Source organism: Pseudomonas sp. GM18 (assembly GCF_000282195.1).
Taxonomy (GTDB): Bacteria; Pseudomonadota; Gammaproteobacteria; order Pseudomonadales; family Pseudomonadaceae; genus Aquipseudomonas.
The window spans coordinates 41,170-62,517 of sequence record NZ_AKJT01000082.1; the positions used below are offsets into that span (position 1 = coordinate 41,170).

Annotated in this window: 17 protein-coding genes and 1 pseudogene; 9 read left to right on the top strand and 9 right to left on the bottom strand. The window is 61.5% G+C overall.

Annotation, left to right across the window (positions count from 1 at the left end; all coding sequences use genetic code 11):
* Nucleotides 1-8 precede the first annotated feature (8 nt).
* The 5 genes from PMI21_RS07625 (at nucleotide 9) to PMI21_RS07605 (ending at nucleotide 6,599) form a co-directional block, all read left to right on the top strand.
* Complete coding sequence (locus PMI21_RS07625; protein WP_007940315.1) at nucleotides 9-677, top strand: SGNH/GDSL hydrolase family protein; 669 nt, start codon at nucleotides 9-11, stop codon at nucleotides 675-677.
* A complete protein-coding gene (locus PMI21_RS07620) occupies nucleotides 674-1,348 on the top strand; it encodes an alginate O-acetyltransferase AlgF (RefSeq protein ID WP_007940317.1) in 675 nt (224 codons plus the stop codon). The genes PMI21_RS07625 and PMI21_RS07620 overlap by 4 nt, the downstream gene beginning before the upstream one ends.
* An 18-nt stretch (nucleotides 1,349-1,366) precedes the next feature.
* Nucleotides 1,367-2,776, top strand: a complete 1,410-nt coding sequence (locus PMI21_RS07615; RefSeq protein WP_007940318.1) for an MBOAT family O-acyltransferase — start codon at nucleotides 1,367-1,369, stop codon at nucleotides 2,774-2,776.
* On the top strand, nucleotides 2,776-3,930 hold the full coding sequence (locus PMI21_RS07610) for an alginate O-acetyltransferase AlgX-related protein (protein ID WP_007940319.1): 1,155 nt from the start codon (nucleotides 2,776-2,778) through the stop codon (nucleotides 3,928-3,930). Before PMI21_RS07615 ends, PMI21_RS07610 begins: the two co-directional genes overlap by 1 nt.
* A gap of 245 nt (nucleotides 3,931-4,175) precedes the next feature.
* Nucleotides 4,176-6,599, top strand: a complete 2,424-nt coding sequence (locus PMI21_RS07605; protein ID WP_007940320.1) for a glucose/quinate/shikimate family membrane-bound PQQ-dependent dehydrogenase — start codon at nucleotides 4,176-4,178, stop codon at nucleotides 6,597-6,599.
* Between the two features lie 60 nt (nucleotides 6,600-6,659).
* Here PMI21_RS07605 and pcaG read toward each other — a convergent pair whose 3' ends face one another.
* The 3 genes and pseudogenes from pcaG to pcaQ all read right to left on the bottom strand — a co-directional run bounded on the left by pcaG (nucleotide 6,660) and on the right by pcaQ (nucleotide 9,027).
* Nucleotides 6,660-7,265, bottom strand: coding sequence for a protocatechuate 3,4-dioxygenase subunit alpha (gene pcaG, locus PMI21_RS07600; protein WP_007940321.1), 606 nt, complete (start codon nucleotides 7,263-7,265; stop codon nucleotides 6,660-6,662).
* 11 nt (nucleotides 7,266-7,276) lie between these two features.
* Nucleotides 7,277-7,994, bottom strand: a pseudogene (gene pcaH / locus PMI21_RS0128270) (protocatechuate 3,4-dioxygenase subunit beta).
* 103 nt (nucleotides 7,995-8,097) lie between these two features.
* The gene (pcaQ, locus tag PMI21_RS07595; protein ID WP_007940324.1) at nucleotides 8,098-9,027 is read right to left on the bottom strand and encodes a pca operon transcription factor PcaQ; all 930 of its coding nucleotides are present in this window, start codon (nucleotides 9,025-9,027) and stop codon (nucleotides 8,098-8,100) included.
* A gap of 248 nt (nucleotides 9,028-9,275) precedes the next feature.
* Here pcaQ and PMI21_RS07590 point away from each other — a divergent pair, with 248 nt between their 5' ends.
* Together PMI21_RS07590 and PMI21_RS07585 are read left to right on the top strand one after the other, a co-directional pair.
* Entirely contained in the window at nucleotides 9,276-10,322 is a 1,047-nt protein-coding gene (locus tag PMI21_RS07590) for an aromatic ring-hydroxylating oxygenase subunit alpha (protein WP_007940325.1), read from the top strand.
* Entirely contained in the window at nucleotides 10,319-11,269 is a 951-nt protein-coding gene (locus PMI21_RS07585; protein WP_007940326.1) for a PDR/VanB family oxidoreductase, read from the top strand. Before PMI21_RS07590 ends, PMI21_RS07585 begins: the two co-directional genes overlap by 4 nt.
* 3 nt (nucleotides 11,270-11,272) lie before the next feature.
* Here the strand turns inward: PMI21_RS07585 and PMI21_RS07580 are convergent, their stop codons facing one another.
* The 5 genes from PMI21_RS07580 to PMI21_RS07560 form a co-directional block, all read right to left on the bottom strand.
* Nucleotides 11,273-11,986 (bottom strand): GntR family transcriptional regulator, encoded by a 714-nt coding sequence (locus PMI21_RS07580; protein ID WP_007940327.1) that lies wholly within the window; start codon nucleotides 11,984-11,986, stop codon nucleotides 11,273-11,275.
* Nucleotides 11,987-12,067: 81 nt separating this feature from the next.
* A complete protein-coding gene (locus tag PMI21_RS07575; RefSeq protein ID WP_007940328.1) occupies nucleotides 12,068-13,309 on the bottom strand; it encodes a thiolase family protein in 1,242 nt (413 codons plus the stop codon).
* Nucleotides 13,306-15,189, bottom strand: a complete 1,884-nt coding sequence (locus tag PMI21_RS07570; protein WP_007940329.1) for a feruloyl-CoA synthase — start codon at nucleotides 15,187-15,189, stop codon at nucleotides 13,306-13,308. The genes PMI21_RS07575 and PMI21_RS07570 overlap by 4 nt, the downstream gene beginning before the upstream one ends.
* 142 nt (nucleotides 15,190-15,331) lie before the next feature.
* Nucleotides 15,332-16,780, bottom strand: a complete 1,449-nt coding sequence (locus PMI21_RS07565) for an aldehyde dehydrogenase (protein ID WP_007940330.1) — start codon at nucleotides 16,778-16,780, stop codon at nucleotides 15,332-15,334.
* 128 nt (nucleotides 16,781-16,908) lie between these two features.
* On the bottom strand, nucleotides 16,909-17,739 hold the full coding sequence (locus tag PMI21_RS07560) for a p-hydroxycinnamoyl CoA hydratase/lyase (protein ID WP_007940331.1): 831 nt from the start codon (nucleotides 17,737-17,739) through the stop codon (nucleotides 16,909-16,911).
* 212 nt (nucleotides 17,740-17,951) lie between these two features.
* On the opposite strand from PMI21_RS07560, the gene PMI21_RS07555 reads away from it, so the two are divergent.
* On the top strand, nucleotides 17,952-18,440 hold the full coding sequence (locus PMI21_RS07555) for a MarR family winged helix-turn-helix transcriptional regulator (RefSeq protein ID WP_007940332.1): 489 nt from the start codon (nucleotides 17,952-17,954) through the stop codon (nucleotides 18,438-18,440).
* A gap of 6 nt (nucleotides 18,441-18,446) precedes the next feature.
* Here the strand turns inward: PMI21_RS07555 and PMI21_RS07550 are convergent, their stop codons facing one another.
* Nucleotides 18,447-19,757: an OprD family porin gene (locus PMI21_RS07550; RefSeq protein ID WP_007940333.1), complete on the bottom strand. Its 1,311-nt coding sequence runs from the start codon at nucleotides 19,755-19,757 to the stop codon at nucleotides 18,447-18,449.
* A gap of 332 nt (nucleotides 19,758-20,089) precedes the next feature.
* Here PMI21_RS07550 and mhpT point away from each other — a divergent pair, with 332 nt between their 5' ends.
* Entirely contained in the window at nucleotides 20,090-21,316 is a 1,227-nt protein-coding gene (gene mhpT / locus PMI21_RS07545; protein ID WP_007940334.1) for a 3-(3-hydroxy-phenyl)propionate transporter MhpT, read from the top strand.
* Nucleotides 21,317-21,348: the final 32 nt, after the last annotated feature.

Sequence of the window (21,348 nt, forward strand, 5' to 3'; positions counted from 1 at the left end):
AGTTTTCGATGCCCACTTCTGCCCTTGCCGGCCTGACTCTCCTTGTTCTTGGAGAGAGCCATATGAGCCTCGCGGACCATTTGCTGGAGCCGCTGCACGACAACCTGACTCGCCAAGGCGCGCTGGTTCACTCCATCGGTGCCTGTGGCGCCAGCGCTGGTGACTGGCTAATCAGTAAAAAGGTCGACTGCGGTGCCGAGCGCAAAGGCAACGACAAGATTGTGATCAAGGGCCGTGACGCAACCACCACACCGATCCAGGACCTGATCGCCGCCGACAAGCCCGACCTGGTGGTACTGGTCATCGGCGACACCATGGCGTCCTATGACAAGCCCGTGTTTCCGAAGGCCTGGGCCTGGCAAAGCGTCACCGGCCTGGCCAAGGCCATCGCGGCCACCGGGACCCGTTGCGCCTGGGTGGGCCCGGCCTGGGGCAAAGCCGGTGGCATGTACCAAAAGAATGATGCCCGCACCCAGTTGATGTCGCAGTTTTTGGCCGCGAACGTGGCGCCTTGCACCTACATCGATTCGCTGACGCTCTCCAAACCCGGGCAGTGGATCACCACCGATGGGCAGCACTTCACCGTCGCCGGTTATCAAGCCTGGGGCACTGCGATTGGCAGTGCGTTGGCCAAACTGCCCGCCAATACCGTCAGCAGCACAGGAGCCGGCAAATGACCCGATCCACATGTGGCTGGGCGCTGTTCGCGCCCTTGATGCTGAGCCTGCACGCCCAGGCCGCCGACATTGCCCTGTACCCGACGGGCCCGGATCAGGACTCGGCCTTCCTGCGCTTTATCAATGCCGCCGATCGCCCCTTGCAGCTGCTGGCCGAAGGCTCGCGGGCCAGCCTCAGACTCGAGGGTTCGAATGCCGTGTCCGACTACCTGCCCGTACCCGCCAACCAGCCGATCAAGGGCACCCTGGAACGCAACGGCAAAAGCCAGCCGCTGGACATCCAGGTGGCAGCAGGCGAATTCGCCAGTGTGATCGCTTTGCCAGACAGCGCTCAAGGTATCCGCCAGGTCGTCATCCGTGAGCAACCCGACGACTTCAATAGCCTGAGAGCCTCGCTGGCGTTTATCAGCGCCGATCCAGCGTGCACCCAGGCCGGTTTGCGTGCTGCGGGGAAAAACACCGACCTGTTCAAGGAGGTGGCCGACGGCAACGTGCAACGCCGAGCGATCAACCCGGTCAGCCTGTCGGTTCAATTGGTCTGCGCCCAAACCAACGTCGGCGCCCCGCTGGACCTGGGCCAGCTCAAGGCCGGCGAACGCTACAGCGTTGTGCTGTTACCGGGTGCAAATGGCCCGCACCTGTTGCTCGCGACTGACGTCCTGGCCCACTGATCGGATCGCGCCACCACCATGGTTTTTGCCTCTCTCGAGTTTCTGACGTTGTTCCTGCCGCTGTTCTTGTGCAGCTATGCAGTGTGCCCAGCCGCCTGGCGCAACGTCACGTTACTGATCGGCAGCTGGCTGTTCTATGGCTGGTTGAGCCCTCGGTTTCTCGCAGTGCATGTGGTGCTGACGATCATGGCGTGGGCCGGCGGCTTGCTGATTGACGCCTTGCGGGTAAAAGACAAGGGCCGCGTGCGGCTACTCGTGACATTGATCGTGCTCAACACGGCGGTGCTGTGCTGGTACAAGTACGCCAACATCGTCGCCGGTACGTTGATCGATGCCCTTACCTGGTCTGGCGCCATGCCGCTGGACTGGCAGCGGGTCATCATGCCGGCCGGGCTATCGTTTATCGTATTGCAGGCGATTTCCTATCTGGTGGATGTACACCGCCGCACCGTGCCGGTCGAACGCAGCTTCATTAATTACGCCACCTATATTTCGATGTTCGGCCATTCGGTCGCCGGTCCCATCATTCGCTATGACTGGGTTAGACGTGAGCTGAATCAGCGTCACTTCAACTGGCAGAATTTCTCGCTGGGCGCACGCCGGTTCATGGTCGGGATGAGCATGAAGGTCCTGGTGGCCGACACCCTGTCGCCGGTGGTCGACGTGGCGTTCAAAGTGCAGAACCCAAGTTTCTCTGACGCCTGGATCGGCTGCCTTGCCTACTCCTTGCAACTGTTCTTCGACTTCGCCGGCTACAGCGCCATGGCCATTGGTCTTGGACTGATGCTGGGCTTCCACTTTCCCGAGAACTTCAACCGTCCCTATCTTGCCAACAGCATCCAGGACTTCTGGCGCCGCTGGCATCTGTCGCTGTCCAGCTGGTTACGCGACTATCTGTATATTCCGTTGGGCGGCAATCGCAACGGCGCCTGGAAGACCTACCACAACCTGTTCCTGATCATGGCCATCGCCGGCCTCTGGCACGGTGGTGACAGCTGGAACTATCTGCTGTGGGGCTGCGCCCATGGCCTCGCGTTATGTGTTGATCGTGCCTGGAACCGTTCCACCCTGCCCTCTGTACCGCCGGTGCTGTCCCATGGACTGACCCTGCTGTTTGTCTGCCTGGCCTGGACACTGTTCCGCGCCCCCGACTTTCATAGTGCGCTGAGCCTGTATGCCGGACAGTTCGGCCTGCAGGGCATTGCCCTCGGTGACGAACTGTCCGCGACCCTGCGCCCGGTACACGGACTTGCGGGTTTGCTGGGTGTGTTCGGTGTCGTCACACCGCTGCTGCACCCTTACTGTGAGAAACGACTGGGGGGCCTTTTGCTCTACACCACCGCCCTTTGGCCCATCGCCGGTTTCATGCTGTCGTTCGCACTGATCGCCAGTCGCGAAACCGTACCCTTCCTGTACTTCCAATTCTGATGACAACCCTAAAGCACATCCCGCCCCCCACTCAGCTAGATGATCTGGCGACACGCAGCAGTCGGTTGGCAGGCGTGGTACTGCTGATATTCCTGTTCGTCGGGCTGGTGTCCTCTGGCCGTCTGATCGTTTCAGGGCAGATCTCGCTGTTACCCGGTAAAGTGCTGACCTCGCAGATTCTCGACGGTGATATCACTCATCGGATCGCCAAGGAACTGTCGAACGCTCACCTCCCCACGACCTTCGCCGAGCTGGAGCGCGGTGTCAGTTGGCTGCTCCTCAGTGACACCGGGCCGAGGGTTCGTTCAGGTTGTCCCGGCTGGTTGTTTCTGGCCGATGAGCTCAAGGTCAATCATCAAGCGCAGCGCAATGCCGATGCCAAAGCCCAGGCCGTGATTGATCTGAAGCAGCAGCTCTCCCAACGTGGCATCAGCCTGTTGGTGGTCATCGTTCCAGACAAGAGCCGCATCGCTTCCGAGCAGCGTTGCGCACTGCACCGCCCAGCCGCTCTCGAAGGACGCATCCAGGCCTGGACCTCGAAGCTGGATGCGGGTGGCGTGTCGAATCTGGACCTCACCGCTGCGCTGATGCCACTGGGGGCCAGTGCCTGGTTGCGCACCGATACGCACTGGAGCGAATCCGGCGCGAAGGCAGCGGCCGATGCCATCACACAGCGCCTGAAGACCCTGGGCATCAGCGCCACGCCAAGCAGGTCGTTCAGCGAAAGTCATGCCCCGCTCGCGGTGCGACCTGGCGATCTGGTCCATCTGGCGGGCATCGACTGGCTGCCGCTCAAATGGCAACCCGCACCCGATATGGTCGCCCAAACCAGCACCCACGAACTTCCTGTTGCGTCAGCCGCCAGCCCTGACACTGAGGCCGACCTTTTTGGCGATGCCGACCTCCCCAACACCGCGCTCATCGGCACTTCATTCTCGCGCAACTCCAACTTCGCAGGGTTTCTGCAGCAGGCACTGGGCGCCCCCGTGGGTAACTTCGCCAAAGACGGCGGAGCGTTCTCTGGCGCTGCAAACAGCTACCTCAACAACCCGGCCTCCAAAGAAACGCCGCCAAAGCAAATCATCTGGGAGATCCCGGAGCGGGACCTGCAGTCCGCCTACATCGACCCCATTGCCTATCGCTCGTTGCGGTAGGCCAATCGCATCCGGCCGAAGGCAATCTTCGCCAGCTCGCCCCGCGTGTTCAGGGGTTTTCCTCTCGATTGTTACCATCGCCGCAACAGTGTTTCTCCTTTTCGGTAAATGACAATTTGTCGCAGGGTCCGATTTTTTTGATATCTTTGCGCTATTAACCAAATAGTTAACAACTATTTTCAGACTTGCCTTCACTACTCTTAACCCTCCCCACAAACGTTCATGCGTCAGTAGGATCATGCAACATGACTAAGTCTCGACCTTCGGCATCCGTCAGTCGCTGGCCCATCTGGGTCGTCGCCTTCGGCGTGCTGGCATTTGGATTATTCTTCGCAGCAGGTGGTGGTTACCTCGCCACGCTGGGTGGCAGCTGGTACTTCCTGCTCGCCGGTTGCGGTTTGATCGCATCTGCCGTACTGCTCTTCAAGCAGCGTCTGCAGGGCGCCTGGCTGTTCGCGGCGGTGATGGTGCTGACCGTGATCTGGGCGCTGGCCGATGTCGGGCTGAACTTCTGGCCACTGATCTCTCGCTTGTTCGCCCTGGGCGTGCTGAGCCTGTTGGTGGCATTGGTCTACCCTCACCTGCGCAAGGCCAATAGCCTGGCCAGCGGTCGCAGTGGCTACGCGCTGAGCGGTGTGCTGGCAATCGCCATCGTTGCAGGTGGAGCCGGTATGTTCGTCCCCCATGCCCCTGTCTCGCCGAACGGTGACGGCCCAGGCCTGACAAAGGTCGACCCTGCCAAGGCCCAGAAAAACTGGGAACACTACGGTAACGACGAAGGCGGCGGCCGCTTCGCCGCGCTGGACCAGATCAACCGTAGCAACGTCTCGAAGCTGGTGCCGGCATGGACCTACAACACCGGGGACATCGCGATCAGCGACGGCAATGGCGCCGAAGATCAGATGACGCCGTTGCAGGTTGGCGACAAGGTGTTCATCTGCACCCCGCACAACAACCTCATCGCACTGGATGCCGACACCGGTAAACAGCTGTGGAAAAAAGAGATAAACGCCAAGACCCGTGTCTGGCAACGTTGCCGCGGTGTCGCCTACTTCGACGCTACCGCCGCGCTCGCCCAGCCTGCTGACGGCAGCACACCCGCCAAGCCCGTGTCGGTACCGGCCGGCGCCAACTGCCAGCGCCGTCTGCTGACCAACACCATCGATGCGCGCCTGATTGCAGTGGACGCTGACACAGGGGAGTTCTGCCAGGGCTTCGGTAACAATGGCCAGGTTGATCTGAAAGCCGGTCTCGGCGACGTCCCTGACTCCTATTACCAGCTGTCATCGGCACCGCTGATGGCCGGGACCACCGTGGTCGTAGGCGGCCGTGTCGCCGACAACGTCCAGACCGACATGCCAGGTGGCGTGATCCGTGGTTTCGACGTCGTCACCGGCGAGATGCGCTGGGCATTCGACCTGGGCAACCCCGAAGACAAGCAGGCTCCGGCTGCCGGCAGCACGTACGTGCGCAGCACCCCCAACAGCTGGGCACCGATGTCTTACGATCCGGCGATGAACACCGTGTTCTTGCCGATGGGCAGTTCGTCCACCGACATCTACGGTGTGGAACGTACGGCTCTGAACCACAAGTACGGCGCTTCGGTGCTTGCACTGAACGCAACAACCGGCGAAGAAAAGTGGGTCTACCAAACCGTCCACAACGACCTGTGGGACTTCGACCTGCCCATGCAGCCAAGCCTGATCGACTTCACTAAGGCTGACGGCAGCAAGGTGCCCGCCGTCGTGATCGGCACCAAAGCCGGTCAGATCTTCGTGCTTGACCGCGCCACCGGCAAACCGCTGACCAAGGTGGAAGAGGTTCCGGTCAAAACGTCGAACATCCCGAACGAACCTTACTCGCTGACTCAGCCGAAATCGGTGGGTATGCCGGAAATTGGCGCGCAAACGTTGACCGAGTCGGACATGTGGGGGGCGACGCCGTTCGATCAACTGCTCTGCCGTATCTCGTTCAAGAAAATGCGTTACGAGGGGCTGTACACCGCACCAGGCACCGATGTCTCGCTGAGCTTCCCGGGTTCGCTGGGTGGGATGAACTGGGGCAGTATCTCGACTGACCCGGTACACGGTTTTATCTTCGTCAACGACATGCGTCTGGGCCTGTGGATCCAGATGATTGCGGCGAAGAAAGATGCCAAGGCCTCTTCCGGTGGTGAAGCACTGAACACCGGCATGGGCGCGGTACCGCTCAAAGGCACCCCGTATGCAGTGAACAAGAACCGCTTCCTGTCGGTTGCCGGTATCCCTTGCCAGGCACCGCCCTTTGGCACACTGACCGCGATCGACATGAAAACCCAAAAAGTCGCGTGGCAAGTGCCGGTTGGCACCGTCCAGGACACTGGCCCATTGGGTATCAAGATGCATCTGCCGTTGCCGATCGGCATGCCGACGCTGGGCGGCACGCTCTCCACCCAGGGCGGCCTGGTGTTCATTGCCGGTACACAGGACTACTACCTGCGCGCCTTCAACTCCGCCAACGGAGAAGAGGCCTGGAAAGCCCGGCTACCCGTGGGCAGCCAGGGTGGCCCGATGACGTATGTGTCGCCGAAAACAGGCAAGCAGTACGTTGTCATCACCGCGGGTGGTGCGCGTCAGTCGCCCGATCGCGGCGATTATGTGATCGCTTACGCGCTGCCTGATAGCAAGTAAGCCAGTAACACCTGAAAACCTCTGCCGCCGTGTGAACGTGGCAGCGGTTTTTTGTTGCCTTTAAAAATCGAAGAACACCGTTTCACCCTCCCCCTGAATACGGATGTCGAAACGATAAGCCGCCTTGCCATCCACCTCACAACGCTGCGCTATCAGCGTTTCGCGACGCTGCGGTTGCTCGATCAGATTAAGCACCGGGCACGTCGCGTTGGCTTGTGGTTCATCGGCAAAGTACAGCCGGGTGTGCAGGTGAATATTGATCCCGCGGGCAAACAGCGACACATTGATGTGCGGCGCCATCGGCACCCCGCCGGCATTCTTCACCACGCCAGGCTTGATGGTATTGAGTGTCCACTCCCCTGCATCGAAGGTGGTGGCGGTTCGGCCGAAGCTGTTGAAGGCTTTTTCCGAGTCGAAGACCGGGTCGTAAACCCCTTCATGATTGGCCTGCCAAAACTCCAGAAACGAGTCGCGCACCAGGTGACCGTTGCCGTCATAGACATGGCCAATCAGCAGAATCTGTTCGCCCTCGGCACCCGGCTTGGCCATCTGATTCCAGATTTCTTCTGGCCGTGTCGGGTTGCCGGCAGCCGCCAGGGCCAGACCGATATGCACGTAAGGGCCGGCCGTTTGCGAAGGGGTTTCGGGTAGCAGTTCGATAGGCATGGACGGCCTCCTCAGCAGTTTTCGAAGTGGGTCTTGCGCTGGCCACGCAGCACGATGTCGAAGCGATAGGCCAGGCAATCCATCGGATTGGCATTACCCATGTCGAGCCGGGCGATCAGGCTCTGAACCGCGTCCGGGTTGGCGATCGACTTGACGATCGGGCACATCGGGATCAGCGGATCGCCTTCGAAATACAGCTGGGTGATCAGGCGCGTGGCGATCGATGGCCCGCTGATGGAGAAGTGGATGTGCGCCGGACGCCACTCATTCGGGCCTGCGCCATGGGTAAGGACCCGGCTTGATGGTGCGGAAGCTGTAGTAGCCGTCACGGTCGGTCAGGGCGCGGCCGACACCGCCGAAATTCGGGTCCAGTGGTGCCAGGTAGCGATCATTCTTGTGCCGGTAGCGACCACCGGCGTTGGCCTGCCACATCTCCACCAGGGTATGCGGGATGGGCTTGCCATATTGATCACAGACCCGGCCGGAAACGATGATCCGCTCCCCCACCGGCAACCCGCCATTATTGAAGTTGAGTAGCAGATCGTTATCGAACCGCCCCATCTTCAGGTGAGAGAAATCCGGGCCGCTGGTTTCGCTGGCCGACTGGGGAATGCTCACCAGGGCTTGGCGTGGAGAACGGGCGACAGAGGTTTTGTAATCAGGGGTCAGGGCTTTGGGGTGCCAATTACGGTCACGAATAACGAAACGACTGTTGTCTGCATCAGACATGTCGATCTCCTGTTGTTTGATTTATGGAGCACTGCCTGCGCAGTTTCAAACAACAGAAGGCTGGGGAACATTGAAAAACCGCTCTCAACACATAACCAAATGGTTATGGATAAACCCCTTCGCGATACGCCTGCCCTACCTCGCGCAGCACCTCGACACACCACTGGGCCGCCAGTGACAAGGGCAAGCTGGCGTTACTGGAAATCCCCACCGAACCACCCGGTTCGCGCTGCCCCAGATTGATCTCAACCAGTTCGCCGCTGGCCAGATCCAGGCGCACGGCATCCAGTGGCGCGATCCAGATCGCCTCGCTGGACAACACATAACGACGGCTCAGGGTCACAGACAAGGTTTCCAGACGCTGCCGCGACTGGCTGATGCCGCATTGCACGAACAGACTGTCGGCAAATTTGCGAATCGTCGTCCCTGCCAGCGGCAGCACCAGCGGGTAATTTTCCAGGGCGCTACGCTCCAGTGGCCTGGCCAACAAGGGATGATCGGGGCGCACCACCAGCGTCATGGATTCACTGTACAGATGCTCGAAGGTCAGCCCCTGAATCTCCGGGCTATCAGTCATACGGCCGACCACCAGGTCCACATCGCCCACCCGCAACTGCGACAACAAATAAGCGCTTGGCCCGGTCACTACACTCACCACCAGCGCCGAATGGCGCTCGTGCAAGCGCCGTACAACCTCAGGCACCAGCAAACTTTCCACTGTCGACAACACACCGAGTCGAACCTTGCCCGCCGCATATTCGCCACCACGCAAGGTATTCACCCCATCACGCAGCGCCTGCACCGAAGGCCCGGCATAACGCAAAAAGGCAACCCCGGCTTCGGTCAGGTTTACACCACTTTTACTGCGTATAAACAAGCTTGCCGCCAGCAGCTCCTCCAGCTCCTTGAGCGTCTTCGACATCGCTGGCTGACTCACCGCCAAGGTATCCGCCGCTCGCGCCAGGCTGCCCTGACGAGCCATTTCGAGAAAGCACACCAGATGACGGAATTTGATGCGGGTGTCGATGTTCACTACAGAGCCCCGTGAAGTTGCCTCGATGGCGTCGAAACGTTTGCAGGCGATCTTAGCGTGCGCTCAATTTCCTGGCGACCGGAGGGTGCTGGATTTCAGAGACTCCCGGCGGCATTGATCCAGAAGAGCTCACAAGCGATTTAATGGATCCACTAAATCGTTAACAAGCAGAATTAATTTGACAATACCCCCTAAAATCACCACTAATGGATCCACTAAACAACAACAAACAACCTTGGAGAATCTCCATGTACCCCAAGAACACCTGGTACGTCGCCTGCACCCCTGACGAAATCGCCGACAAGCCGCTGGGCCGTCAGATCTGTGGTGAAAAGATGGTTTTTTACCGCGGGCACGAGGGCAAGGTGGCGGCTGTCGAGGACTTCTGCCCGCATCGCGGCGCACCGCTGTCCTTGGGCTATGTGGAAAACGGCAATCTGGTGTGCGGCTATCACGGCCTGGTGATGGGGTGCGACGGCAAGACCGTGGAAATGCCCGGGCAGCGGGTTCGCGGCTTCCCGTGCAACAAGACCTTTGCCGTGGTCGAGCGCTATGGCTTTATCTGGGTCTGGCCTGGCGATCAGGCGTTGGCGGATCCGGCGCTGATCCATCATCTGGAATGGGCGGTCAGTGACGAGTGGGCCTATGGCGGCGGCCTGTTCCACATCCAGTGCGACTACCGGCTGATGATCGACAACCTGATGGACCTGACTCATGAAACCTACGTTCATGCGTCCAGCATCGGCCAAAAGGAAATCGACGAAGCGCCGCCGGTGACCACGGTCGAAGGCGACGAGGTGGTCACCGCCCGCCACATGGAAAACATCATGGCCCCGCCTTTCTGGCGCATGGCCCTGCGCGGCAACAACCTGGCCGACGATGTGCCGGTGGACCGCTGGCAGATCTGCCGCTTCACCCCGCCCAGCCATGTGCTGATCGAAGTCGGGGTGGCCCATGCCGGCCATGGCGGTTATCACGCGCCTCAGCAGCTCAAGGCGTCGAGCATCGTCGTCGACTTCATCACACCCGAAACCGAAACCTCGATCTGGTACTTCTGGGGCATGGCACGAAACTTCAATCCGCAGGATGAAGCCTTGACCGCGAGCATTCGCGAGGGACAGGGCAAGATTTTCAGCGAGGACCTGGAGATGCTCGAACGCCAGCAACAGAACCTGCTCAGCCATCCTGCGCGCAACTTGCTCAAGCTCAATATCGACGCTGGCGGCGTGCAGTCGCGGCGCGTTCTGGAGCGCCTGATCGCCAAGGAACAAGCTCCGCAGGAGTCAATGGCATGATCGAAGTGCTGGTGGTATCGCGCAACAACGAAGCCCAGGATATCTGCAGCTATGAGCTGGCCAGTGTCGATGACCGACCGCTGCCGGCCTTCAGCGCCGGTGCGCATATCGATGTGCACCTGCCCGGTGGTTTGATCCGGCAATACTCCCTGTGCAACCACCCCGAAGAACGCCATCGCTACCTGATCGGTGTGCTCAAGGACCCGACCTCCCGGGGCGGTTCACTGACCATGCACGAGCAGATCCAGCCCGGCACGCGCCTGCCGATCAGTGAACCGCGCAACCTGTTCCCGTTGGTCCATGAGGCCAGGCGCAGTCTGCTGTTTGCGGGCGGTATCGGGATCACGCCGATTCTGTGCATGGCCGAGCGCCTGGCCCACAGCGGCGCGGATTTCGAGCTGCATTACTGCGCCCGATCACGGGACCGTGCGGCCTTTGTCGAACGCCTGCAACACTCGTCTTTTGCCGACCGGGTGTTCCTGCATTTCGATCAGGAACCCGAGACTGCGCTGGACGCGGCCAAGGTCCTGGCCACGCCGCATAGCGACGTTCATTTATACGTGTGTGGCCCCGGCGGCTTCATGCAGCACGTGTTGGACACGGCCAGGATGCAGGGCTGGCAGGAGCAATGCCTGCACCGCGAATACTTCGCCGCCGCCCCCGTCGATACGGGCGCCGATGGCAGTTTCTCGATCAAGGTCGCCAGCAGCGGTCAGGTCTTCGAAGTGCCGGCCGACAAGAGCGTGGTGCAGGTGTTGCAAAACCAGGGCATCGAGATCGCCATCTCCTGTGAACAAGGCATTTGTGGCACTTGCCTGACGCGGGTTCTGGAGGGTGTGCCGGAGCATCGCGACCTGTTCCTCACCGAGGATGAACAGGCTTGCAACGATCAGTTCACCCCTTGCTGCTCGCGCTCGAAAACGCCGCTGCTGGTGCTGGATATCTAGAACCTATTCCGAGCGGAGAATGACCTTCATCCGCTCGTCAGCCTTCGCTGAGCCGAAGACCTCGGCGTAACGCAACGTGGCGTTGGCGTGCTCGCGCATGATCGCTTCGGCCCGCGCGCCCTGGCGGTTGACCAAGGCATCGAACACCGAATGGTGTTGCATGTGGGCATAGTTGAAGCGCCGGTATTCCCGGACCATGTCGTTGCGGTCCACGGCCAGGGCGGTTACCGACGCGAAGGGCAAATGATCGTTACGCGCCAGGGCATCGGCGATCGCCGGGTTGTGGCTGCCTTCGACGATCACCTCGTGAAAACGCATGTTGAGGTCGTGATAGACCTCCAGGTCCTCGACAGTCACGTACCCTTTGTCGAACAGCTGATCGCCCTGCATCAGGCACTGTTCGAGGGTCGCCCGGGCTTCGTCCGAGAGCCCGCGCTCGGCGGTCTGACGCGCCGCCAGGCCTTCGAGTACGCCCCGCACTTCAACCGCACCGGCAATGTCATCGGGGCTGACCGAACGCACCTGAAACCCGCGCCCGCCAAAGCGCACCAGCAAGCCTTCCTGCTCCAGCGTGCGGAACGCCATGCGCACCGGCATCCGCGAAACACCGAACAGCTCAGCCGTGGGAATTTCCATCAACCGCTCGCCCGCCGCCAGCTCGCCCGAAGCGATCATCTTGCGCAATGCGACCAGCACCGTTTGACCGGGCTTACTCATCCAGGCAACTTCCAGAAAGGTGGGCCTGCATAGTAACGCAAGATAGTGACGCCAGGTTTGGGCAGAGGCCGGTGTTCTGCCTCAACCCTGCCAGGCAGGATTCTCGATCAGCAGAGCCATGCCCTGCCCGCCGCCGACACACGCGGCGGCAATGCCATAACGCAGATTGCCCTCGCGCAGTTGCCTGGCCAGGGTCAGCACCAGACGCAATCCGCTGGCAGCCAGGGGATGCCCCAGGGCGATGGAGCCGCCCCGCCGGTTGAGCCGCTCGCCGTCCAGTTCCAGCACCTGCGCCACGGCCAGCACCTGAGCCGCCTGGGCTTCGTTGATTTCCAGCAAACCGATTTCGCCAAGGGCCAACCCGCTGCGTTGCAACAGCAACTGGATAGCGGGTGCAGGTCCGATGCCCATGAACTCCGGTGCCACGCCCACCACGGCGCTGGCCAGCAAATGGGCCAACACCGGACGCCGGGCCGCAGAAGCTCGCCCCACCAGCGCGGCCGCCGCGCCATCGACCACCGCGCAACTGTTGCCGGCCGTTTGCACACCGTCGGCATGCACTGCCCGCAATCGGCGCAAGGCGTCCAGATCTGTAGGCCGTGGGTGGCTGTCGTGCGACACGCGATCCACGCCCCGTGGCAACTGAATACCCCGTGGTTGATAGCCGGCCAGATCAAAGCGTTCATTGCCGAGCGCCACCAGTTCCGGTTCGAACCAGCCGTCGGCTTGCGCCTGCAACGCCAGTTGATGACTGCGCAGAGCGTAGCGATCCACCGCTTCGCGGCTCAGGCCATGCCGCCGGGCCAGGTTGTCGGCGGTGGTGATCATGTCTACGCCCGGGGCCGGGTCGTAGAGGGCTTCCCAGAGAAAGTCCTTGAACGCCACCTCGGCACCGAGCCGGAAACCGCTGCGGTGGGTGTAGGCGGCAATCGGATTGCGCGACATCGATTCGGCGGCCACACACAGGGCCAGCTGCACGCCGTCATCCAGCTGCCTGGCGGCCTGCCGCAAGAGTTCGAAACCGGTGGCGCAGATGCGCTGCACCCCCAGCGCCGGAGTCTCTTGCGGCACGCCACTGTAAAGGCCGATATGCCGAGGCAGCAGATAAGCATCAAAACTGGCCTGGGCCATGGAGCCGGCGAGCACGCTGTCCACCGAGCAAGGATCGACAGCGGCGCGGGCCAACACCTCGCGCCCGACCTTGATCCCCAGATCGATCGGCGAGACTTGAGCCAAGGCCCCGCTGAGGTCGACCCAAGGCGTGCGCAGGGCTTCGAAAATCGCCACATCGCTAAAGCTCGAATACTGCCCCGCGCCGCTCACGGCAGAGGTCCGGCACGCAAGATGGAAGGTTCCTCGCCGCGATACAGCGCCTCGACCTTGTCGGCACGCCACTGCAACACCGCACGCTGATTGATCGAGCCCTTGTCGGTGATTTCACCGCGGTCGATGGAAGCAGGTTCGTCGAGCAGCGCGATCCATTCCAGGCGGCTGGCATTACCGGTGGCGTCGCGGTTGAGCCGTTGCAGCCAATCGCTGAACCACTGACGCACCGGCGCGCTGGCCAGAACCTCGGCATCGCTGGCGTAGGCACTCAAACCGGCCAGACGTCGGCACTCATACAACCGGGGAAAGACCAGCGCACCCAGGCACTCACGGTCCGGGGCGGCCACCACCAAGTCCTGAACATAGGGTGAACCTTCGAGCACCGCGCGATTGCGCAACGGGCCGACACTGACAAACACGCCGGAGCTCAGCTTGAAGTCCTCGGCAATGCGACCGTCGAACATCAGCCCGAGTTGCGGATCACAGGGGTCAGCCAGCTTTAACGCATCGCCAGAACAGTAGAAGCCCTGCTCGTCGAACACCTCGGCGGTCTGCTGCGGCGCGCGCCAGTAACCGGGCATGATGTGCGGCCCACGGAAACGCCCTTCCAGCTTGCCGTCCACCGGCACCAGGCGCACTTCGCAACCGGGTGCCGGCAGGCCGATATAACCGGCCATGGACAGTGGCCCGGTGGTGAATGTGCAGGACGGCGACGCCTCGGTCATGCCGAGCCCGGCCATCATGCGAATGCGTTCGCCACAATGCTGTTCGGCGACCCGGTCCAGGCGATCCCAAATCCGTTGCGACAAACCGGCGGCAGCGAAAAAGAACAGCTTCATGCGCGAGAAGAATCGCTCACGCAACTCGCCGTCCTGCTCCAGGGCGTTGACCAGTTCTTCCCAGCCCTTGGGCACGGTCAGGTAGGCGGTGGGCGATATTTCCTTGAGGTTGCGCAGTGTTTCAGCAAAACCCTGAACGGTCGGTTTGCCGTCGTCCAGGTAAAAGGTGCCGCCGTTGTACAGCACAATGCCAACGTTATGGCTGCCGCCGAAGGTGTGATTCCACGGCAGCCAGTCCACCAGAACCGGAGGTTCTTCGCCGAACACCGGGAAGGTTTGCAACAGCATCTGCTGATTGGCGCAGAGCATGCGCTGGGTGGTGACCACCGCCTTAGGCAGTTTGGTGGAACCTGAGGTAAACAGAAATTTGGCGATGCTGTCCGGCCCGGTAGCCGTGAAGGCGCAATCGGCCTCGGCACCGCCGGGCTGTTCCAGCAGGCTGGCAAAGCTCACCTGACGGCGGCCCGGCACTTGGCCACACACGGTAATCAGCGGCGTTTCGGCCGGCAGCACCGCGTCGATCGCCCGCTGATAGGCTGCGGCGTCGCTGACGAACACCAGGCCCGGTTGCAGCAGGTCGCAGACATGCCGCAGCTTGGCGAAATCCTGGGACAACAACGAATAGGCCGGGGAAATCGGGCTATAGGGAATGCCGGCGTACATCGCGCCCAGGGCCATCTGCAAATGCTCGATGTCGTTGCCCGAGAGAATCGCCAGCGGTCGCTCGGCCGACAGGCCGTAACTCAGCAGGCTCTGGGCAATGGCGCGGACGCTGGTCAGCATTTCGGCGTAACTCACCCGACGCCAGTCGCCGCCCTCCTGGCGAGCGGCGATAAAGGTCTGTTGCGGGCGCACCCGGGCCCAATGCACCAGGCGATCGAGCAAGCGTACGGGCAACTCGGCCAAGGGTTCCAGGGAGCGCATATGCAATATGCCCTGCTCTTCGCGGACCTCAACCGCAGGACGGCCGATGGATACCTGCCGATAGCGCGGCGCACTGGCTTCGGTCTGAGGTGGCGATCTGAATTCGGAACTCACGTGCTTGTTCTCCATCAAGGCACGCCACCAGTCCGCTGCAAAGCAGTCAACTGGGGCATGGCAGCCTTGTTATTGTTATGTCTGGCCTGCACGCGGGCGACGATCGCTCTCAAGCGGGCGTCGCCCTACGCTGCGACAGCTCTCAGATCGGGTAGTGCCGCGGTCCGTTCTGCAAGGTCACCCAGCGCAATTGGGTGAAGTGCTCGATGGATGCCTTACCGCCAAAACTGCCATAGCCACTGGACTTGACCCCGCCGAAAGGCATCTGCGCCTCGTCGTGCACGGTCGGGCCGTTGATATGGCAGATGCCCGATTCGACCCGCTGAGCCAAGGCCAGGGCACGGCCGGTGTCGCGGCTGAAGATCGCCGCCGACAAACCGAACTCGGAATCGTTGGCCAGACACAGCAGTTCTTCGTCGCCCTCACCGCGCAGCACCACCGCCACCGGGCCAAAGGACTCTTCGCGGTACAGGCGCATGGCATCGGTAACGCCGTCGAGCAAGGTCGGCTGCAGAATACTGCCCTCCAGCCGGCCACCCGCGACCAGGCTTGCGCCCTTGTCGAGGGCATCGTCGATCAGCAGTTTGATCCGTTCGCCGGCGTTGCTGTCCACCAGCGAACCGAGCACCGAACCTTCGGCATTGGGGTTGCCGGCGGGCAAGGTGGCGATCTTCGCCGCCAGTTTGGCGACAAAGGCATCGGCCACCCTGGCATCGACGATCAGGCGCTCGGTGGACATGCAGATCTGTCCCTGGTTGAAGAAGGCACCGAAGGCTGCGGCCTCGACTGCCGCATCCAGATCGGCATCTTCCAGCACCAGTAACGGCGCCTTGCCGCCCAGTTCCAGCAACGCCGGTTTGAGATGACGCGCCGACAGTTCACCGACGATGCGCCCGACATGGGTCGAGCCGGTGAAGTTGACCCGACGCACCGCCGGGTTGGCGATCAACCGCTCGACAATCGCCGGGGCATCCTGGGGCGCGTTGCTGATGACGTTGACCACCCCATCGCCGAGGCCGGCGTCTTGCAACACCTGGCCGATCAGCCGGTGCACCGCCGGGCTCAATTCCGACGCCTTGAGCACCACGGTGTTGCCGCAGGCCAACGGCATGGCGATGGCGCGGGTAGCGAGAATCACCGGAGCGTTCCAGGGCGCGATGCCCAGCACCACGCCGCACGGTTGCCGCAGGGCCATGGCGAAGCTGCCGGGCACATCAGAGGGAATGACTTCGCCGTTGATCTGGGTAGTCATGGATGCCGCTTCACGCAGCATGTTCGACGCCAGATGCACATTGAAACCGTACCAGTTGGCCATGGCGCCGGTCTCGCCGGCGGCGGCGATGAATTCCGCGCTGCGGGCCTGCAACTGCTCGGCCGCGCGCAGCAAGCGGGTGCGTCGTTCATTGGGGGCCAGGGCCGCCCAGGTGGGGAATGCCGCTTTGGCCGCAGCCACCGCGGCGTCGGCATCTTCCAGGGTGGCGGCGGCAACCCGCGACACGATTTCGCCGGTCACCGGATTACGCCGTTCGAAGGTTCGACCGTCTCGGGCGGGGCACGACTGGCCGCCGATCAGCAGGGGCACGTCCAGCATGGTGATTCCTCTTTATTGTCTTTATCGGGAATACGTTCGAGGGGCTCACAGTAGCGCCGAGGCGCCGGGGCGAACAGCTGGCGGACGCTCGATCGCCCGGCCAGCTCGCCTTGATTCGACGCTGGGCTTCAGCGTTTGTAAGCCTGCAAACCGGGCTTGATGCTCTTGTCGTCGAGGAACTGCTTCATGCCCTGCTCGCGGCCACCTTCGGTGTCCAGCAGGCGCGATTGATCGAGCTTGGCGTACAGGTAATCTTCGTTCTGCTCCCAGGTCAGTTCGCGGCAACGCTTGAAGCCATGCTTGGCCGCGCGCAGCACCACCGGGTTTTTCTCCAGCAGGTTACGCGCCAGCTCGATCGTTACGTCACGCAGTTGTGCCAGCGGTACGCTCTCGTTGACCAGGCCCATCTCGGCGGCTTTCTGCCCGCCGAAGGTCTTGCCGGTCATGATGTAGTACAGCGACTGACGATGGCCCACGGTGTCGGCCATGGCCTTGCTTACCAGGTTGCCCGGCGGGATGCCCCAGTTGATTTCCGACAGGCCGAAGGTCGCTTCATCAGCGCAGATCGCCAAATCGCAGGCCACCAGCGGGCTGAAACCGCCACCGAAGCACCAGCCATTGACCATGGCGATGGTCGGCTTGGCGTACATGCGCAGCAGTTTCCATTGCCATTGAGAGGCTTCGCGGCGGATTTTTTCCTGAAGGATTTCCGGGCCGGCGTCCACTTCGCGGAAGTATTCCTTGAGGTCCATGCCCGCAGTCCAGGCTTCGCCCGCACCGGTCAGCACCAGTACACCGGCGTCCGGATCCTGCTCCAGGGTTTCCAGAACGTCGATCATCTCGCGGTTCAGGGTCGGGCTCATGGCGTTGCGTTTTTCCGGGCGGTTGAGGATGACCCAGGCGATGCCTTCCTCGATTTCCACTTTGACGGTTGTCCAGCGACCTTCGTAATTGCTCATGGCGATGCTCTCTTGTTCTTGGCTTGACGATGGGTAAAAACTAAACCGCAAATATAGTTATGTCAATTAACTATTAATAAAATTAACCGAGTTGTTTTCGTGCCTGAAACAGGCGCAGCGCCCAGAAATCTGAAAGAGGTCGTGGCTATCCCTCGCCAATCTCGGCAAACTAGATAGCCTTCTTAACCGCCAGCCCGAGGATTCACCCTGTAATGGCCAAGTCTTCCAAGATTGCCGCCGCCCCCGAGGCCCCTGCCGACAGCGCCGAAACCCAGGCGTCGCTGGACGCAGCCCTCGACGACCTGATCGGTTACGCCATGCGCCGGGCGCAGTTGAAACTGTTCCAGAACCTGATTGGCCGGCTCTCGGCCCACGACTTGCGCCCGGCGCAGTTCTCGGCCCTGGCGATCATCGACCAGAACCCCGGGCTGATGCAGGCCGACCTGGCCAAGGCGCTGGCCATCGAGCCGCCGCAAGTGGTGCCGCTGCTGAACAAACTGGAAAGCCGGGCGCTGGCGGTGCGAGTGCGCTGCAAACCAGACAAACGCTCCTACGGGATTTTTCTCAGCAAGACCGGCGAAGCCCTGCTCAAGGAGCTGAAACTGATCGCTGCCGAGAGCGACATGGATGCCACGTCCGCCCTCGACAGTCAGGAACGCGAAGAGCTGCTCAGGCTGCTGAAGAAGGTCTATCAGGCCTGAAACGACTTACCAGATCGGCACGGTGTAGAGCACCAGAAAGCGGGTCTGGTTTTCATCGCGAAACGCCGCGCCGGCGGGGAAGTCATTGCGATAGATCGACTTGCGAGCCATCAGCCCGACGTTCTTCAACGGGCCACTCTGGATCACATACCCCAGCTCCATCTGGAACTCCCGCTCCTTGCGGTCGTCGGCATTCAGCGTCGCCAGTTCGATGTGGTCACCGCGCACATAACGCAACCGGCTCTTCAGGCCGGGCACCCCGGCGGCGGCAAAGTCATAGTCGTAGATCGCCTGCCAGGTTCGTTCCTTGGCATTGAGAAAGTCCGAGCTCATGGTCAGCTCACTCATGCCCATCAACTCGGTGCCCGACACGTAAGGCGTCGCGGTGTCACCACTGGAGTGCATATAACCCAGGCTCAGGCGATGGCCGCCAAAGCGATAGCCGAACAGCGCCGAGAGGTTGCGGTTGTCCACCTTGCCAGCCTTGGCGCTGCCGTCCTCGTCGCTGAAAAAACTGCGCAAGTCAGTGGTCAGCGTGCCCTCGCCCACCTGCAACGTATGCAGCAAGGCCAGGGTGTTCTGCTGGTACAGGTCCGCCACTTCGGCGTGATAGGCACGCAGGCTCAGGTCCTTGTTCACCTGGTAATCGCCGCCGACATAGGCCATGTGCGATGAGGTGGCCGCGCCGTTGAAACGCCGGTTCGGCGAGGCGATGCTCATCGGCTGGTAGTTAGTGGAATCACGCTTGTTGATGCGATCGATGTAGCCGGTGTTGAAGGTCAGTCCGTCGATGTCCTTTGAACTGAGGGTGGTGCCGCGAAACGTCTGCGGCAGCAGCCGTGACGGGCTGGCGAACGCGAACGGCAGGAAGATCGACACATCGCCGGTCTTCACCGTGGTCTGGGCAAAACGCATCTTGGCAGTCATGGCCAGGCGCGAATACTCGTCCGCCGCGCGCTTGTCGCTGGCGGACACCGGCAACAACTCAGTGCCGCTACGGTCCGGCGACGAGTCGAGCTTGACCCCCATCAAGCCGCGGGCGTCGAGGCCGAAGCCGACGGTCCCCGGGGTAAAGCCCGACTCCACATTCATGATGAAACCCTGAGCCCATTCCCGGGCTGCGGTTTTCGCCCCGTCGTCCTTGTAGTCCCGATCCAGGTAGTAATTGCGCAGGGTCAAGGTGCCGTGACTGTCATCGATGAAGCCTTCGGCCAGCGCCGGAGTGGCAATCACACTCAAACCCAACAGGGCCAGGCGACGTGCGCGAACAGGTAAAGCTGAGGTCGCCGCAAGGGCGTCCCGAGGGAGATTTGGCATGCTCGATGTCCACTTATTGTTGTTGTTTTTTGAACGGGATCGTCGGGGGTGTCCCAAGGATCTCCGGCCAGAGAATGGAAACGCCTGAAGGTCGCGTCAACCCACAATGACCGATAAACGAACATTAATATTATTATCTATTTTTTAAATCCATCCTCTTCCACATGTCATCACATTGATTTAAATGAATTTAATGACATTTTTCAGCAGAAAACTTTGACGATTCATTTTTTAGTTATCTTTGTTAATCTTAATTTCAGCCTGTTATCGCCTGCAGCGATCAGGCTCGCGTTCCCCCGTCAGCCCCAACAAAAACAATAATGAGGTTCGCCATGGACACCCCATCACGTCGCACGACGCTGACCATCGCCCTGTGTTTTATCGTTGCACTGATCGAAGGCTTCGACCTGCAAGCCGCCGGCACTGCCGCCGCGGGCCTGCGCCAGACCTTTGCCCTGGACCCGAAAATGATGGGCTGGGTATTCAGCGCCGGCATCATCGGTTTGCTGCCGGGCGCCTTCTTCGGCGGCTGGATCGCCGATCGCATCGGCCGCAAGAAAATCCTCATCGCAGCAGTGCTGCTGTTCGGCGTGTTCTCCCTCAGCACCGCCTACGTCAGCAGTTTCTCAACCCTGCTACTGGCGCGCTTCATGACCGGCCTGGGCCTGGGCGCCGCCCTGCCCAACCTGATCGCGCTGTGTGCCGAAGCCGTGGGTGAGCAACGTCGCGGCACTGCGATCAGCATCATGTATGCCGGCGTGCCGTTGGGTGGCGCACTGGCGGCAGTGGTCGCCATGCTGTTCGCCGAACATTGGCAGATGACCTTCATCATCGGTGGTCTCGTGCCCTTGCTGGTGGTGCCGTTGATGGTCCTGCTGTTGCCCGAGTCCAGCGCCTTTCGCCAGCAACAAGGCAGCGTCAACGTGGCGCGCGCGTCAACCGGCCAGGCGCTGTTCGGCGAAGACCGGACCCGCGTCACCCTGGCGTTGTGGCTGAGCTACTTCTTCACCCTGACCGTGATGTACATGCTGCTCAACTGGCTGCCATCGCTGTTGCTGGAACAGGGTTTCAGCAAACCCCAGGCGGGCCTGGTGCAGATGCTGTTCAACATCGGCGGCGCCCTCGGTTCCCTGCTCGGCGGGCTGCTGCTGGATCGCTGCAACGGCATCAAAGTGGTGCTGTTTGTCTACGCCGGGTTGCTGGCGGCGCTGGCCGGGGTCGGCCTGTCGGTGGGCATCGTCCCCATGGCCATCGCCGGTTTTTCCGCCGGGTTGTTTGTGATGGCCGCGCAGCTGGTGCTTTACGCCCTGGCACCGCCGTCGTACCCGACCTCGGTGCGCGCCACCGGTGTTGGCGCGGCGGTGGCGATCGGTCGCCTCGGATCGGTGGCCGGGCCCTTGGCCGCCGGGCAGATTCTGGCGGCCGGGGCCGGCACCACCGGAGTTTTGCTGGCGACCTCACCTGGGCTGCTGATTGCCGCACTGGCGATCATCAGCGTGATTGCCCGTTCGGCCGAGCCGCAGTTGCGTACGGCGAACCCGGTCGCGGATAAAACCTGACCGGGGTGCACTCCTTGTAGCAGCTGCCGAGC